A 14459-nucleotide genomic window follows, 5' to 3' on the forward strand; every position below is an offset into this window, starting at 1 on the left:
TCGCCTCTACTCATGTGGGCGCTTCCGTCCCTCGATCTTAAAGGAGTTTTCATGGCAAAGAAGAGCAATCAACATGTCGTTCCCAACTCGACGGGGGGCTGGGCAGTTCGTCGAGAAAATTCGGATCGCGCAACGGCGATTCTGCCTACAAAGCAAGCAGCCGTAGACCGAGCGCGAGAAATCGCATCAAACCAGGGCGTCGAGCTAGTGATCCATGGGCGCGATGGCAAAATCCAAAGCAAGGACAGCCACGGCAACGATCCATTCCCACCCCCTGGCTAACGCCACGTTGCGCGTTAATAGAGTGTGTCGCCCTGAGCACGGCAGGTCCGCAAATCACTGTCGAGGGGCGCGATCCCTCATCGCTGAAATGCACCGCTCAGGGCTGTTGCGACAAGGCTACGGATGAGGTGCATCGCCGCGTGAACGGCAATTAGTGTCTCGTGCGGTAGGTCCGGGATAGGGTGGGGCTGCCCGAAGCTACGTTTGCGAGACGGCGACGTTTGGTCAACTTCACTTTGGTCCGCCCAGGAACCGGTCGCTAAATCAATCTTTCTGTCTAAATATTGTACATACCGAGGAAGCATGAACTTTCTGAAATTTGATCTAGGTAGTCGCAAGCGCGGTGAAGTTGTCGAAGTCACGCTCACTAACGGCGCCAACGTGAGGTTAATGTCGAGCTCAGATTTTTCCAGCTATCAGGCGGGCCGCCAACATAGGTACATCGGTGGCCTTGCTAAACGTTCGCCGCTGCGTCTGCAGATTCCCAATTCCGGTCGTTGGTATGTCGCTGTTGACATGCAAGGACTGCGTGGTAGTACGAAAGCTTCGGTGCGTGTCGTGCCTGGCGTGTTGCCAGAGATTCAGGACCGGCCGCTAACGGAGGTTCCCGGCTTGGTACGTGACGAGGTCCCGAGCCCAGCAGAGTCCGGTGGGGAGACGCATGACGTCTTTATCTCTCATGCGTCGGAAGACAAGGATGATTTCGTGCGCCCGCTGGCCAATGCTCTGATTGGGCATGGGCTGAATGTTTGGTTTGACGAAATGACCCTGCGCATAGGCGACAGCCTACGGCAAAAAATCGACAAGGGCTTAGCCAACAGCCGCGTCGGTCTTGTAGTGCTCTCTCCGGCCTTCATAAAGAAGGGATGGACAAATTACGAGCTCGACGGCATCGTGACAAGGACGGTGTCTGGAGAGCAGGTCCTGTTGCCGATTTGGCACAACATTACGAAGCAGCAAGTGGTGAATTTCAGCCCATCGCTGGCCGACAAAGTGGCACGCAGCACGGCGACACACACTATCGATGAGATTGCTGCCGAAATTGCAGAGCTGCTTCAGTCCTATGAGTCGGTATAGGCCCTTATCCGTGGAGCGCGAATTTCCTCGAGCCCATTAAAGGGCTGGGTGGCCTGAGGCGTCGCCGCCTTATATTCTCACTCAAAAAAATCGACATTAGAATACGGAGCAGAAATGAGTAGATTTTTATGGGAAATAACCAATTCCCCCTACAAATCCCAATGTTTGGGCGAAACCCGTGATTTCGGACAAAAACCTGATGTAACGCTCATCGATCTGTACTCGGGAAAGCAACCATCCGTCATCGACAACGAATTCCTTTCCTCCGGTAAACGCAAGTTTCAGATTGGTGCATCCGCACTGCTGGATTCGAATTTGGCGGACGATCTAGTTAAGCTCGCGAACAGGGGCAATGTCTCAGAAGGGTTTCTAGAGTTTTTTAGGTTCCTCACCGAGAATAAATGGGATTTCTCGCTGCAATTTTACTACCAAGAGCATTTTGCCAAAAGCGGTGCGTCCGACGCCTTTTTCGAGAATGCTACGAGACGCACGGAGGCACTACTCAAATTACAGTCCATGGACGAAGAGCAGTGGCTAAGGACCGGCGAAATTGTCGAGAACCCTGAAGCTATAGCGCACTACTTAGTTCTCGAATCAGCTACATCAATAGGGGAAGCAGCCCGCAATAGAGTTGAGCGTTTTGCCGAGACATTCCCGATAAAGTCGCTAGAGAACATGATTCGCGCCATTGAGGTCGCTCTTGCCAAAATGGTTTTGCTGCGCAGGTTTGACAGGAAGAACATTTCCAGTATGGACCAGTGGGCAGAGTACAAAGATTTTCTAAAAGATGAACTTGGCATGTTTATGGGTCGCGAAGCCTTGCTCGCGCTCCATTATTTCAATGACCTTGCGGGACGGTTACTGGGTACACAGCCAAACACGCCCTGGGACACCGCACGTGCAAACATAAAGTCGACTGCCTGGGACCTGTATTTCCTGAGGTTTGCAGATCAAATGTTCGATTGGGATGGGCAATTGCTCATGCTTCCATACCCGGCCACTAACGAGCGGGCACTAGCGAATTTTGCGAAGCTAACGAAAATTGAGCGTTTGATACCAGCGGCAGCTGGAGGTCTGACGCCAGTAGTTAGCTATGATCTGAGTTTGCTTGGTCCGAAGAGCCCTCCAAGAGGCATTGATATAGGCACCGGTCGGGTTGATCGGGGGACCGTTGACGATGCGCTCTACGATGCAACTGTTGGCCGGCTAAATCGCTTGCTTCCAAGCTGAAGAGGTCGTTGGAAAGCGCCGACTTACGCTTACCACTTTCATCGCCACTCCAAAATCCTCGGCAGTAGATGGGGATTCGTCTTACCAGTTATAGGCGAAAACGCGCTCGCGTGCACCGTCGAGTGCCGTGGCTTCTGGAGGAATGTCTTGGCCTACCGTTTATCGGCCTTGTCTGACGACGATCGATGTCAGCGGGGGCAGCCTGTTCGATGCAGTAGAAAGCGACGTGCCTTAAAATCCTGTCGAGCGTGCAGCCTGCTTTTCGACGGTACGTCGAGACTGATAGGCCCTCAGGCTCGCCGAGTTCGGCAATCTCTAGAGCTGGGTAGCCTCGCAGCCAAAAAAAAGGTTGCCAGTCTCGGTCCGGTCGATAGGACTGCCTCAAACAGTGTCTCCAACTCAATTATCTTGTCTCAGAATTTATTAGTTGTCGACAACCGTCTGTTGAGCCCATTGGGAAAGTATCGGTGCGTTACTTCCGTCCGTCGGCTTTAACAGCTTTTCGGCGGAATGAGACCTTATTTCCACGGACTCGGTACAAGAAGTCGAAATCGTAACAAAAACGGCCCGCGTAACACAGCGGGCCGAAAAAGTACACGTTAGGCAGATCGTTGTTCCGATCTTTATTCGTGCACAGTCTTGAGCGCTACCTGTTTGTTCCGATCTTTATTAAGTTGTTCCGAACTTAATTATGACGAAACATTCAGGCCATTCAGGCCATGTTCTTGTTCACGAAGTCCCAGTTGGCGACATTCCAGAACGCTTCCAGGAACTTCGCGCGCGCGTTGCGGTAGTCGATGTAGTAAGCGTGTTCCCAGACGTCGGCCGTCAGCAGCGGCGTGTCGGTGGTGGTCAGTGGCGTGGCGGCGTTCGACGTGTTGACGATGTCGACGCTGCCGTCGGCCTTTTGCACCAGCCAGGTCCAGCCCGAACCGAAGTTGCCCAGTGCCGATTTATTGAACTCTTCCTTGAACTTGTCGACAGAACCCCATTTGGCGTTAATCGCGTCCAGTGCCTTGCCGGTTGGCGCGCCGCCGCCGTTCGGGGTCATGCAGTGCCAGAAGAAGGTGTGGTTCCAGACCTGGGCCGAATTGTTGAACACGCCGCCCGACGACTTCTTGACGATCTCTTCCAGTGGCATCTCTTCGAACTCGGTGCCCTTGATCATATTGTTCAAGTTGGTCACATAGGTCTGGTGGTGCTTGCCGTGGTGGTATTCCAGGGTCTCGGCCGAGATGTGCGGTTGCAGGGCGTCCTTGGCATACGGCAGTGCTGGCAGGGTGTGTTCCATGATGAATCCTTGTTGGGTTGGAAAGGTTGCGGTTCTGATAGCGGCGCTATTCTAAACTGGATGCGGCGATGTTGCATCGTCGCATCTTCTTTCCAAGCAGCCAGGGTTCGTTACCCGAGCACGCTCTGTACCTGCGCCACGCCGACCTCGGCGCTGCCATTGGCCAAGCGGATAAGCAATGTCTCGCGCGCATGGATCTGGGCCGGGTCGCGCACGATCTGCCCTTTACCATCGCGCACGATGGCGTAGCCGCGCTCGAGCGTGCGCTGCGGGTTGAGCAGTTCCAGCTGCGCCGCCAGGCCGTTCAGGGCGTCGCGCCGCCCCTTGAGGTTGTTCCGCAGGCTGGTGTGCAGGTGTCGGCCATCCGATGCCAGATGCGCCCGCAGTGCGCGCATGTCGGGCCGGTGCCGGCTCCACCGTTGCTGGAGTTGCGCCAGCACCAGGCCCTGGCGGTTGAGCGGCAGCTTGACAGCGTGCGTCATGGCCGTGGCCAGCGCCAGCAGCTTGAGGCGCTGGTGGCCGATCTGGGCCGATGGGCTCAGCAGGCGGCGGCTCAGGTTATCGAGACCCTGGCTCGCGTCGGCCAGGCGGCGATCCAGCGCGCGTTGCAGGTCGAGCGCGTCGCCGTGCAGCGAGGCGAGCCAGTCGGCGCGGGGCGTGGCGGCCAGTTCGGCGGCGGCGGTGGGCGTCGCGGCACGCACGTCGGCGGCGAAGTCGGCAATGGTGACGTCGGTTTCGTGGCCCACGCCCGAGACCACGGGAATCGCGCAGGCGTCGATCGCGCGCGCCACGCATTCTTCATTAAAACTCCACAGGTCTTCGATCGAGCCGCCGCCACGGCACACCAGCAGCACGTCGACTTCGGCCCGGCGCGAGGCCGTCATGATCGCTTCGGCGATCTTGTCGGCGGCGAACTGGCCCTGGACCGGTGTCGGATACAGCACCACGTGCACATGGGGCGCGCGCCGGCGCAGGGCGGTCAGCACGTCGCGCAGCGCCGCGGCGCCGGGGCTGGTGACGATGCCGATGCTGCGTGGGAACAGCGGCAGCGGCCGCTTGCGGTCGGCGTCGAACATGCCTTGCGCAGCCAGCTTTTCCTTGAGCCGCAAGAACGCCTCGTACAACTGGCCGACGCCGGCGCGCCGGATCGCCTCGACATTGATCTGGTAGTCGCCGCGCGCGCCATACAGCGTGACCAGGGCGCGCACCTCGACCTTGTCGCCTTCGCGCGGGATGAAGCCGGCCGCCTGCGCGCGACCACGGAACATCACGGCGCGCACCTGGGCCGCGTCGTCCTTGAGCGTGAAGTACCAGTGGCCCGACGCCGCGCGGGTGAAATTGGAAATTTCGCCACCGATCCAGGTCAGCGGGAAAGTCCGCTCGAGCAGGCGCGCCACTTGCTGGTTCAGGGCAGTGACGCTCAGAACGGCAGGGGGCATGTAGGCGGAATCGGCGTCGCTGGTCGGGAACATGATCGGTCGCGAAAAATCGGAGAGCAGCGATTATAGCCGCCCACGCTCGCCGGTTTCGCCATGATGGCAATCCGCAGACAAAAGACGATTATTGCTGCTTTTCAATGCAATCTATTGAAATTCGTTTGAAATCAAGAGCTTGAGAGGTTGGTAATGTCGTTTGAGAGCAGTTTATCCACACAATCTGTGGGGAACTCTGGCGCCTGCCATCATGCTGCGCGCCGCTTGGGCAGGCGCAGTGGAATTGTTACGAAACAATGACTTAAGCGCATTGCGGCAGGCTTGATCACAAAGTTGTCCACAGAATCTGTGCACAGCTTTCTTGTTGCCGCTCGGACGTTTTGATCGTGACTGTTGTCGTTCGGGACGTCAAGGTTGCGTTCGAGCGCACTGCCTGAATTTGTCGCATCGCCGGTAGTTCCCTTTAGAATCAGAAACTTAGGCCGCTAACTTGAGGCTTCCTCACACTCTTATCCACACAAAGTGTGCATAGGGCGAATATTCTGTGCACAACGGCCGTGGAAGCCAAATAAACGTGGCATTCACCCGCGAAAAGGCACGTTTTATTGGCATTAGTAGTCATGTGCTCAAATTTTAAGCGTTGATATATTTTTGATTTAAATCAAGGGCTTAATGTCATAAAAGGTGTCTTGCTCACACTTTTGTCCACAATAAGTGTGTGGAAGTACACAGAAGAACAGCCGGGCAACCTCGTCCAGGTGCTGCCTCCAAAACAGGCTTGCTGCTGAAGTCGTTTGAAATCAACGGCTTATGCGTTATCAATCACCCTTGCGCACAATTTTGTCCACAGAATGTGTTCGCAACTACATACCGTGAGTGCGGCGTTGCCAAACGAACCATTGCTGAATCGCCCGATTGAGCCAAGTCATGAGACTGCCACTTTCTTGCGCAGGCGCAGAAAGCCCTTTGAAATCAACATGCTTATGGCGCGTCCAGCGCCTTGCGCACAATTTTATCCACAGAAGATGTGCAGAACTCTACTTGCCGCTTCGCTGCCAACTTGCTACATTGCCGAATTGACTTTTTTCCTCTCAGGAGTATCTCTTGCTCGCCATCTTTCAAGCCGCAGGTTGGCCTATCTGGTTCCTGCTGTTCGCCTCGATCGTTGCCGTCGCCCTCATCGTCGAACGCCTGATCACGCTGCGCCGCGAGAAAATCCTCCCCCGCAATCTGCTCGATGAAGTCATCCGCGTGCACCACACTGGCAAGGCCACGCCGGACGTGATCAGCAAGCTGGAACAGAATTCGCCGCTTGGCACCGTGCTGGCCGCGGCGCTGCGCAATGTCGACACCCCGCGCGACGTGATGAAAGAGTCGATCGAGGAAGCCGGCCGCGGCGTGGCCCAGAACCTCGAACGCTTCCTGACCACGCTCGGCACCATCGCCTCGCTCGCCCCGCTGATGGGCCTGTTCGGCACGGTGGTGGGCATGATCGAGATCTTCGGCGCGTCGTCGCCAACCGGCGGGAATAATCCGGCCCAGCTGGCCCACGGCATCTCGGTGGCGCTGTACAACACCGGCTTCGGCCTGGCCATCGCCATGCCGGCACTGGTCGCCTACCGCCACTTCCGCAACCTGGTCGACACCTATATCGTCGACATGGAACTGCAGGCCGTGAAGTTTGTCGACGTCGTCCACGGTGCCCGCAAATGATGGATTTTCGCCGTGGCCGCAAGCGCGAGGATCCGGAGATCAACCTGATCCCGTTCATCGACGTGCTGCTCGTGGTCCTGATCTTCCTGATGGTCTCGACCACCTACAGCAAGTTCACCGAACTGCAGATCACCTTGCCGACGGCCGAGGCCGAGAAGCAGGCGCAAAAGCCGTTCGAGCTCAATGTCACGGTTGACGCCAAGGGCAACTACACGGTCAATAACACGCCGGTGGCCTTCACCAGCGTGGCGGGCCTGGCGCAAGATATGAAGAACGCGGCGCGCACGCCGGACGGCCAGGTGGTGGCCAGCCCGGTCGTGATCGTCAACGCCGACCAGTTCGCGATGCACCAGATGGTGATCAATGTGCTGGAAGCGGCGCGCGTGGCCGGCTACGACAAGCTGACCTTCGCCGCCCAGACCGGCGCCGCCAAGTAACCTCACCGGCCTGCGACGAGCGGGCCGGCATTCTCTCGCATGGCATCCTCCCTCGAATCGACCCTGACCCGCGCATGGCTGCGGCGCGGCCCGCTGGCGATCCTGCTGCTGCCGGTGGCGCTGCTGTTCGGCGCGCTGGCCGCCGTGCGCCGTTGGCTGTTTCGGTACGGCTTCAAGGCCGCCGAACGGCTGCCGGTGCCGGTCATCGTGGTCGGTAACATCTTTATTGGCGGCACCGGCAAGACGCCGCTGACGATCTGGCTGGCCGAGGCACTGCGCGCGGCCGGCATGCAGCCGGGCATCATTTCGCGTGGCCACGGCGGCCAGGCGGGCGCGCCGCGCGCGGTCACGCCGCAGTCCGATCCGCGCGACGTGGGCGACGAACCGCTCTTGATTGCCCAGCATACCGGGTGTGCGGTCGTCATCGGGCGCCAGCGCGCCGAGGCGGGCAGGGCGCTGCTGGCGGCGCACCCGGACGTCGACGTGATCATCACCGACGACGGCCTGCAGCATTACGCGTTGGCGCGCGACATCGAGATTGTGCTGTTCGACGGCCGGGGCGTGGGCAATGGCTGGCTGCTGCCGGCCGGGCCGCTGCGCGAGCCGGCGTCGCGCCGGCGCGATTTTACGGTGGTCAATGTCACCGAGATTACGCCGGCGCTGGCGCAGTCGGTCGGTGGTCATCCTTACCGCATGTTGCTGTCGGGCCAGTATGCCGAGCCGCTGCACGGCGGCGGGGAGCGCGTGCCATTGGCCGATCTGCGCGGCCAGCGCATTGTCGCCGCCGCCGGCATCGGCAATCCGGGCCGCTTTTTCACGATGCTGCGCGCGGCCGGCCTGGCGCCGGGCGAGCTGGCCTTGCCCGACCATCACGACTTCCTGGACGACCCGTTTGCGCTTCTCGACACCGACATCATCCTGATCACGGAGAAGGATGCAGTAAAATGTCGACAAATTGATAATCTGAAGGACGATCCGCGTTTGTGGGTCGTGCCGGTGACGGCGCAGCTCGACCCTGCGCTGGCTGAACAAATCGTGGAGAAATGTCGTGGACGCTCGCCTGCTTGATATCCTGGTCTGCCCGTTGTGCAAAGGGCCGCTTGAACTCGACAAAAAGGCGCAGGAGCTGACCTGCCGCGCCGACCGCCTCGCGTATCCGATCCGCGACGGCATCCCGATCATGTGGGCCGACCAGGCCCGCAAGATCGAGCCTGCTTGATTCGCCCGGCATGAGCTTTACCGTCATCATCCCGGCGCGCCTGGCGTCGACCCGCCTGCCGAACAAGCCGCTGGCCGACCTGGGCGGCAAGCCGATGGTGGTGCGCGTGGCCGAGCGTGCCCGTGAATCGGGCGCGGCCCGGATCATCGTCGCCACCGACCACGCCGACATCGCCGCCGCCTGCGCCGAGCATGGCGTGAGCGCCGTGCTCACGCGCGCCGATCACCCGTCCGGCACCGATCGCATCGCCGAAGTGGCGCAGGTGCTGGGCCTGGCCGGTGATGACGTCGTCGTCAACCTGCAGGGCGACGAACCGCTGATCGACCCGCGCCTGTTGGCGGCCTGCGCCGCCCGTATCGGCGCCGACGTGCCGATGGCCACCTGCGCGCATCCGATCCTCGATGCCGCCGAGGTGTTCAACCCGAACGTGGTCAAGGTCGTGCTCGACAGGCACGGGCGCGCATTGTATTTCTCGCGCGCCACGATTCCATGGCACCGCGACGCCTTCGCCCAGACGCTCGAGTCGCTTCCCAGCGGCTACGCGCCGCTGCGCCACATCGGGCTGTATGCATATAGCAACGCTTTCTTGCAGGCTTATCCGAAATTGACAGTGTCGCCGCTTGAATCGATCGAGGCGCTGGAGCAGTTGCGCGTGCTGTGGCACGGGTACCCCATCGCCGTCCACATCACTGACAGCGCACCGCCAGCGGGCGTCGACACCCCGGAGGATCTGGCGCGGGTGCGTTTGCATTACACGTCTTGATGTAAACCACAAGGGCCGCAAAGAGCTCTCTGCGCAGGATCAAATATCCTCGCTGCAAGGGCTTGCGGCTGGCTTTTACGCCAACTTTTGTGGTAACTTCCGTCTCTACCAGGTAAGCGCAATATCAAAAAGATCACCGTATTCGTCATTTTACTTTTCTCTATTTTCTAGAAACTCAGGAAACTCATGCGTCTCATTCTGTTAGGAGCACCCGGTGCGGGCAAGGGCACCCAGGCCAATTTCATCAAAGAAAAGTTCGGCATCCCGCAAATCTCGACCGGCGACATGCTGCGCGCCGCGATCAAGGCTGGCACCGAACTGGGCCTGGCCGCCAAAAAAGTGATGGATGCCGGCCAACTCGTGTCGGACGACATCATCATTGGCCTGGTCAAGGAGCGCCTGAAGGACGCAGATTGCCAGAACGGCTACCTGTTCGACGGCTTCCCGCGCACCATCGCGCAGGCTGAAGCGATGAAGGACAGCGGCGTGACCATCGATTACGTCCTCGAGATCGACGTCCCGGATGAACTGATCCTCGAACGCATGACGGGCCGCCGCTCGCACGCTGCCTCGGGCCGCGTGTACCACGTCAAGTTCAACCCGCCAAAAGTCGCCGACACCGACGACGTCACCGGCGAGCAGCTGATCCAGCGCGACGACGACAAGGCCGAGACCGTGTCGAAACGCCTCGAGGTGTATCACAACCAGACCAAGGTGCTGCTGGGTTACTACGGCAAGTGGGCCGAGTCGGGCCTGCCAGGTGCGCCAAAGTACCGCCGCATCACGGGCGTCGGCCCGGTCGAGCAGGTGCGTGACAACGCGTTTGCGGCGCTGGCTGAATAAGACAGCTTAAAAAGTACCACCACGTCGTTCCTGCGGAGGCGGGAACGACGTTTTTGGGCTGTCGGCAAATTGTCTTCAGCGCTGATCGCCACTTTCCCAAGAAAAACCTCGACCGTCATTACACCGTACAATTGTGAGCAATTGTTTCCCGTGCGCCGTGTGCGGGTTGGCAAGACGATAATAAGTTATCCGTCTACAACCCTGAGAGGTCTTCCATGAAAAAGAACAACGCCATCCTCGCCATGCTGCTGGCTTTTGCCGCTGCCAGCGCCAGTGCCCAGACGACGGGTGCCACCCAGGGGCAGCCGGCCACCGGCGAGACGTACCGTCCATCCCTCGACGGCCAGCAGAGCGCGACGCCGGCAGCGCCGATCGACATGCAGCCGAAGACGCAGGAAGAAAAAGCCACCGGCCGCCAGGAACCATCGCGTCTGAAGGATATCGATCCGGCCACGCATCCGGCGCCGCAGAATGTACGTCCGCAGCCGACGCCGTCGCCGAAGACCCAGCAAGAGCAGGGCGTGCAACCGACGGCCCGCCGTTCGGTCCAGCAGCAGATCGACAGCGCCGCACGCCTGGCCTCGCCGAACGCGCCAACCGTCGTCGCACCTGCCACGAGCGCGCCAACGCCGGTCGTGCCCACCACCAGCCAGGTGGGCCCGTGCATCGGCGCGACCTGCGTTGATGCCACCGGCGCCACGACCACCGGCACTGTCGGCAGCGCGAGCGTGAACAGCGCCGGTCGCCTGTGCAACCGCAGCGGCACCACGGTGCAGTGTTTCTGAAGTAAGCCAGGCCGGTCGTCCCGACAATTCGCTTTTTCCTGCTTGACGTTTACGTAAACGTTAAAGACGGGCAAAATAGGCGCACAAGAATTTTCACAAGGGACAACCATGCACATCCAGGATAACGTCTTCATCGTCACCGGTGGCGCCTCCGGTCTTGGCGCGGCCACCGCGCGCATGCTCGCCGAACATGGCGCGACCGTCGTCATCGCCGACGTCCAGGTCGAGGCCGGCCAGGCGCTCGCCACCGAATTGCAAGGCCAGTTCGTCCGCTGCGACGTCACCCAGGAAGCCGACGCCCAGGCCGTCGTCGATGCTGCAGTCGCGCTGGGCGCGCTGCGCGGCCTGGTCAATTGCGCCGGCGTGGCGCCGGCCGTGAAGACTGTCGGCAAGGACGGCCCGCACCCGCTGGACGTGTTCCAGCGCGCCGTGAACATCAACCTGGTCGGCACCTTCAATATGGCGCGCCTGGCCGCCGAGGCGATGGGCAAGACCGAAGCGGTCGAGCATGGCGAGCGCGGCATCATCATCAATACGGCGTCGGTCGCCGCCTTCGACGGCCAGATGGGGCAGGCGGCCTACGCGTCGTCCAAGGCAGCGGTGGCCGGCCTGACCCTGCCAATGGCGCGCGACCTGGCCCGCAACGGCATTCGCGTGATGACCATCGCGCCGGGCATTTTCGAGACGCCCATGCTGATGAACATGCCGCAGGAAGTGCGCGATTCGCTGGGCAAGATGGTGCCGTTCCCGCCACGCCTGGGGTTGCCAACCGAATTTGCCCACCTGGCGCGCGCGATCATCGAGAACGTGATGCTCAATGGCGAGACGATCCGCCTCGATGGCGCGATCCGCATGCAGCCGAAATAGGCTTTTTAATAACGTGTCCTGAAAGCATTTCGAAGATGCTGTAGCATGTCTTCGATGTCGGGCGCATGGCATTGGCCATGCGCCCGTTTGCTTTCATGGAGATCCGTTTGAACACACTCAGCAAGCTTGCACTCGGCCTGGCATTGGCCGGCGCCACGACCACGCCCCTGTGGGCCCAGGATTCACTGCAGGCCGCGCCCGAGGCGGCGACCGGCTACACCGAGAAAAACGGCTGGCAAGCCCGCAAGTACATGGTCACCGCCGCCAATCCGTTGGCGGTCGAGGCCGGCTACCAGATCCTGCGCCAGGGCGGGGCCGCCATCGATGCGGCCATCGCCACGCAACTGGTGCTGACGTTGGTCGAGCCGCAATCGTCCGGCATCGGCGGCGGCGCCTTCATGGTCCACTACGACGGCAAGCAAACGCAGGCGTTTGACGGCCGCGAAACCGCGCCGAGCAAGGCCGACGAGCACCTGTTCGAACGCCCCGACGGCACGCCGCTCTCACGCACCGAAGGCGTGGTCGGCGGCCGCTCGGTCGGCGCGCCCGGCGTGCTGCGCATGCTCGAGATGGCGCACCGCCAGCACGGCAAGCTGCCGTGGAAAGCGCTGTTCGCACCGGCGATTCGCCTGTCGGAACAAGGCTTCAAGGTCAGCCCGCGCATGAACAAGATGCTGGCCGGCGAAACCTTCCTGATCAAGGACCCGGTGGCCGCCGCCTACTTCTATGACGCGTCGGGCAAGCCGTGGCCGGTGGGGCATGTGCTGAAGAATCCGGCGCTGGCTGCTACGCTGCGCGAGATCGCCGCCGGCGGCGCCGACGTGTTCTACACGGGCCGCTTCGCGCGCGACATCGCCGCCAAGGTGGCCGCGCATCCAACCAATCCCGGCCTGCTGTCGGCCAGGGACATCGCCGACTACCGGGCGAAGGTGCGCACGCCCGTCTGCAGCGACTATCGCGCTTACACCGTATGCGGCATGCCGCCGCCGTCGTCGGGCGGGATTGCCGTGGCGCAGATGCTGGGCATGTTCGAGACCTTCGACATGAAAGCGCTCGCGCCGAAGGACGGCGTGCCGGGCGCCGAAGCCGTGCACGTGTTCTCGGAAGTGGGGCGGCTAGCCTACGCCGACCGCAATCGCTACGCGGCCGACGCCGACTTCGTGCCACTACCGGGGCGCGGCATCCCGAGCCTGATCGACAAGGGCTACCTGACCGCGCGCGCCAGGCTGGTGGGCGCGCGCTCGATGGGCGAGGCGAAAGCCGGCACGCCGCCGGGGATGGACGTTGCGTGGGGCACCGACAACGCCATCGAAACGCCGTCGACCTCGCACATCTCGGTGGTCGACGGCAATGGCGCTGGCCTGGCCATCACGACGACGATCGAAGACGCATTCGGTTCGCGCCAGATGGTCGATGGCTTCATGCTGAATAACCAGCTGACCGACTTTTCGTTCAGCGCGCGCGACGCCGATGGCCCGGTGGCCAACCGCGTCGAAGCGAATAAACGGCCGCGCAGCGCGATGTCGCCGACCATCGTGTTCGAGCGCGACAGTGGCAGGCTGGTGCTCGCCATTGGTTCGCCCGGTGGCCCGGCCATCATCAATTATGTGGCCAAGGTGCTGGTCGGCACGCTTGACTGGGGCCTGAACGTGCAGCAGGCGATCGCGCTGCCGAACTTTGGCAGCCGCAACGGGCCGACCGAGCTGGAAAAAGGGCGCTTCCCCGAAGCCACGCTCGACGTGCTGCGCGCGCGCGGGCATGCGGTTCGCGTGAGCGAGCAGACGTCGGGCCTGCACGGCATCGAGCGCATATCGGTAAAAGGCGTGCCGATGTGGTTCGGTGGCGCCGATCCGCGCCGGGAAGGCGTTGCCAGGGGCGATTAGGACGTGCGAGGAATGAAAAGCCGACTCGGGTGAGTCGGCTTTTTTATTTGATGAGCTGCAGGTCTTTGAACGCGGCGCGAAGCTCTTGCGGCAGCGTGTCCAGATCGACGTATTGATTCGACAGTTCCACGCGCAGTTTGTTTTTGCTGCCATAGGCTGCAACAAGCCGCTTCGCGTAGTCGGTCAGCAGTCGCCGTTGAATGTCCTGAGAATATTCTTTTGTAAAAGTTCGCCCCAGGAGTCTGTCGGCGCCTTCGTGCTCGATCATGACGCACGCCCGGTTTTGCATCATGATGAGTGGCCCATATTCATCGACGACATATCGGGGAAAACGGGCATCCCCGAGGCGGTGCCGAACTTCATAGCCGTTGAGCAGGTAATAAAGCCGGCCGGACGTGTCGCTGGCGCTGGCGAAAATAAAGAAGGCGCGTCGTTGATGCCCTCCGTCGGTCAGTACCGGGCAATCGTTCAGCAATTGCTGCGGTACGGTCGCAAACTGGATCGAGGCGGGTTCATACCGAAGGCCGAGGACTGGATCTTGCAAAAGACGTGGCATCGGTTGGGCGCAAGACAGTCCGCTCGCGATACCGAGCAAGACGGCGCAGACAAGTGGCTTGATCATGTTGGATGACATCG

The 14459-nt window shown here is 60.8% G+C and carries 15 protein-coding genes; 12 read left to right on the forward strand and 3 right to left on the reverse strand.

The window, feature by feature from the left end:
• Positions 1–51: 51 nt before the first annotated feature.
• The 3 genes from AB2N08_RS17680 (at position 52) to AB2N08_RS17690 (ending at position 2589) form a co-directional block, all read left to right on the forward strand.
• Positions 52–282 carry a DUF2188 domain-containing protein gene (locus AB2N08_RS17680; protein ID WP_367612207.1) on the forward strand — a complete coding sequence of 77 codons (231 nt, stop codon included), beginning with the start codon at positions 52–54 and terminating at the stop codon, positions 280–282.
• Between the two features lie 303 nt (positions 283–585).
• Positions 586–1359 (forward strand): DUF1883 domain-containing protein, encoded by a 774-nt coding sequence (locus tag AB2N08_RS17685; protein WP_367612208.1) that lies wholly within the window; start codon positions 586–588, stop codon positions 1357–1359.
• Positions 1360–1473: 114 nt separating this feature from the next.
• A complete protein-coding gene (locus AB2N08_RS17690; protein WP_367612209.1) occupies positions 1474–2589 on the forward strand; it encodes a hypothetical protein in 1116 nt (371 codons plus the stop codon).
• Positions 2590–3301: 712 nt separating this feature from the next.
• On the opposite strand, the gene AB2N08_RS17695 is transcribed toward AB2N08_RS17690, so the two are convergent.
• Positions 3302–3880, reverse strand: a complete 579-nt coding sequence (locus AB2N08_RS17695; RefSeq protein ID WP_367612210.1) for a superoxide dismutase — start codon at positions 3878–3880, stop codon at positions 3302–3304.
• 110 nt (positions 3881–3990) lie between these two features.
• Complete coding sequence (gene xseA / locus AB2N08_RS17700) at positions 3991–5352, reverse strand: exodeoxyribonuclease VII large subunit (protein ID WP_367612211.1); 1362 nt, start codon at positions 5350–5352, stop codon at positions 3991–3993.
• 1065 nt (positions 5353–6417) lie between these two features.
• Between xseA and AB2N08_RS17705 the strand changes: the two genes are divergently transcribed.
• The 9 genes from AB2N08_RS17705 (at position 6418) to ggt (ending at position 13823) form a co-directional block, all read left to right on the forward strand.
• Complete coding sequence (locus tag AB2N08_RS17705; protein WP_367612212.1) at positions 6418–7026, forward strand: MotA/TolQ/ExbB proton channel family protein; 609 nt, start codon at positions 6418–6420, stop codon at positions 7024–7026.
• Positions 7026–7463 (forward strand): ExbD/TolR family protein, encoded by a 438-nt coding sequence (locus tag AB2N08_RS17710; protein WP_367612281.1) that lies wholly within the window; start codon positions 7026–7028, stop codon positions 7461–7463. The genes AB2N08_RS17705 and AB2N08_RS17710 overlap by 1 nt, the downstream gene beginning before the upstream one ends.
• Before the next feature lie 39 nt (positions 7464–7502).
• Entirely contained in the window at positions 7503–8531 is a 1029-nt protein-coding gene (gene lpxK, locus AB2N08_RS17715; protein WP_367612213.1) for a tetraacyldisaccharide 4'-kinase, read from the forward strand.
• Positions 8512–8682, forward strand: coding sequence for a Trm112 family protein (locus AB2N08_RS17720; protein ID WP_005669111.1), 171 nt, complete (start codon positions 8512–8514; stop codon positions 8680–8682). The genes lpxK and AB2N08_RS17720 overlap by 20 nt, the downstream gene beginning before the upstream one ends.
• Before the next feature lie 10 nt (positions 8683–8692).
• Positions 8693–9445: a 3-deoxy-manno-octulosonate cytidylyltransferase gene (kdsB, locus tag AB2N08_RS17725; RefSeq protein WP_367612214.1), complete on the forward strand. Its 753-nt coding sequence runs from the start codon at positions 8693–8695 to the stop codon at positions 9443–9445.
• 186 nt (positions 9446–9631) lie between these two features.
• Positions 9632–10288 carry an adenylate kinase gene (adk, locus tag AB2N08_RS17730; RefSeq protein ID WP_367612215.1) on the forward strand — a complete coding sequence of 219 codons (657 nt, stop codon included), beginning with the start codon at positions 9632–9634 and terminating at the stop codon, positions 10286–10288.
• A gap of 215 nt (positions 10289–10503) precedes the next feature.
• On the forward strand, positions 10504–11073 hold the full coding sequence (locus tag AB2N08_RS17735) for a hypothetical protein (RefSeq protein WP_367612216.1): 570 nt from the start codon (positions 10504–10506) through the stop codon (positions 11071–11073).
• Between the two features lie 108 nt (positions 11074–11181).
• Positions 11182–11940, forward strand: a complete 759-nt coding sequence (locus tag AB2N08_RS17740; protein ID WP_367612217.1) for a 3-hydroxyacyl-CoA dehydrogenase — start codon at positions 11182–11184, stop codon at positions 11938–11940.
• Positions 11941–12035: 95 nt separating this feature from the next.
• Entirely contained in the window at positions 12036–13823 is a 1788-nt protein-coding gene (gene ggt, locus AB2N08_RS17745; RefSeq protein WP_367612282.1) for a gamma-glutamyltransferase, read from the forward strand.
• A 43-nt stretch (positions 13824–13866) separates the two neighbouring features.
• Here ggt and AB2N08_RS17750 read toward each other — a convergent pair whose 3' ends face one another.
• On the reverse strand, positions 13867–14457 hold the full coding sequence (locus tag AB2N08_RS17750) for a hypothetical protein (RefSeq protein WP_367612218.1): 591 nt from the start codon (positions 14455–14457) through the stop codon (positions 13867–13869).
• Positions 14458–14459 lie beyond the last annotated feature (2 nt).

Origin of the sequence: Massilia aurea (assembly GCF_040790145.1) — a bacterium.
In the GTDB taxonomy this organism is placed as follows: Bacteria; Pseudomonadota; Gammaproteobacteria; order Burkholderiales; family Burkholderiaceae_D; genus Telluria; species Telluria aurea_C.

Coding starts and splice junctions, on each gene's coding strand:
- adk (WP_367612215.1), top strand. CDS start 9,632: ATGCGTCTCATTCTGTTAGGAGCACCCGGTGCGGGCAAGGGCACCCAG.
- AB2N08_RS17750 (WP_367612218.1), bottom strand. CDS start 14,457: ATGTCATCCAACATGATCAAGCCACTTGTCTGCGCCGTCTTGCTCGGT.
- AB2N08_RS17685 (WP_367612208.1), top strand. CDS start 586: ATGAACTTTCTGAAATTTGATCTAGGTAGTCGCAAGCGCGGTGAAGTT.
- AB2N08_RS17710 (WP_367612281.1), top strand. CDS start 7,026: ATGGATTTTCGCCGTGGCCGCAAGCGCGAGGATCCGGAGATCAACCTG.
- xseA (WP_367612211.1), bottom strand. CDS start 5,352: ATGTTCCCGACCAGCGACGCCGATTCCGCCTACATGCCCCCTGCCGTT.
- AB2N08_RS17680 (WP_367612207.1), top strand. CDS start 52: ATGGCAAAGAAGAGCAATCAACATGTCGTTCCCAACTCGACGGGGGGC.
- AB2N08_RS17735 (WP_367612216.1), top strand. CDS start 10,504: ATGAAAAAGAACAACGCCATCCTCGCCATGCTGCTGGCTTTTGCCGCT.
- ggt (WP_367612282.1), top strand. CDS start 12,036: ATGGAGATCCGTTTGAACACACTCAGCAAGCTTGCACTCGGCCTGGCA.
- AB2N08_RS17740 (WP_367612217.1), top strand. CDS start 11,182: ATGCACATCCAGGATAACGTCTTCATCGTCACCGGTGGCGCCTCCGGT.
- AB2N08_RS17695 (WP_367612210.1), bottom strand. CDS start 3,880: ATGGAACACACCCTGCCAGCACTGCCGTATGCCAAGGACGCCCTGCAA.
- AB2N08_RS17690 (WP_367612209.1), top strand. CDS start 1,474: ATGAGTAGATTTTTATGGGAAATAACCAATTCCCCCTACAAATCCCAA.
- kdsB (WP_367612214.1), top strand. CDS start 8,693: ATGAGCTTTACCGTCATCATCCCGGCGCGCCTGGCGTCGACCCGCCTG.
- lpxK (WP_367612213.1), top strand. CDS start 7,503: ATGGCATCCTCCCTCGAATCGACCCTGACCCGCGCATGGCTGCGGCGC.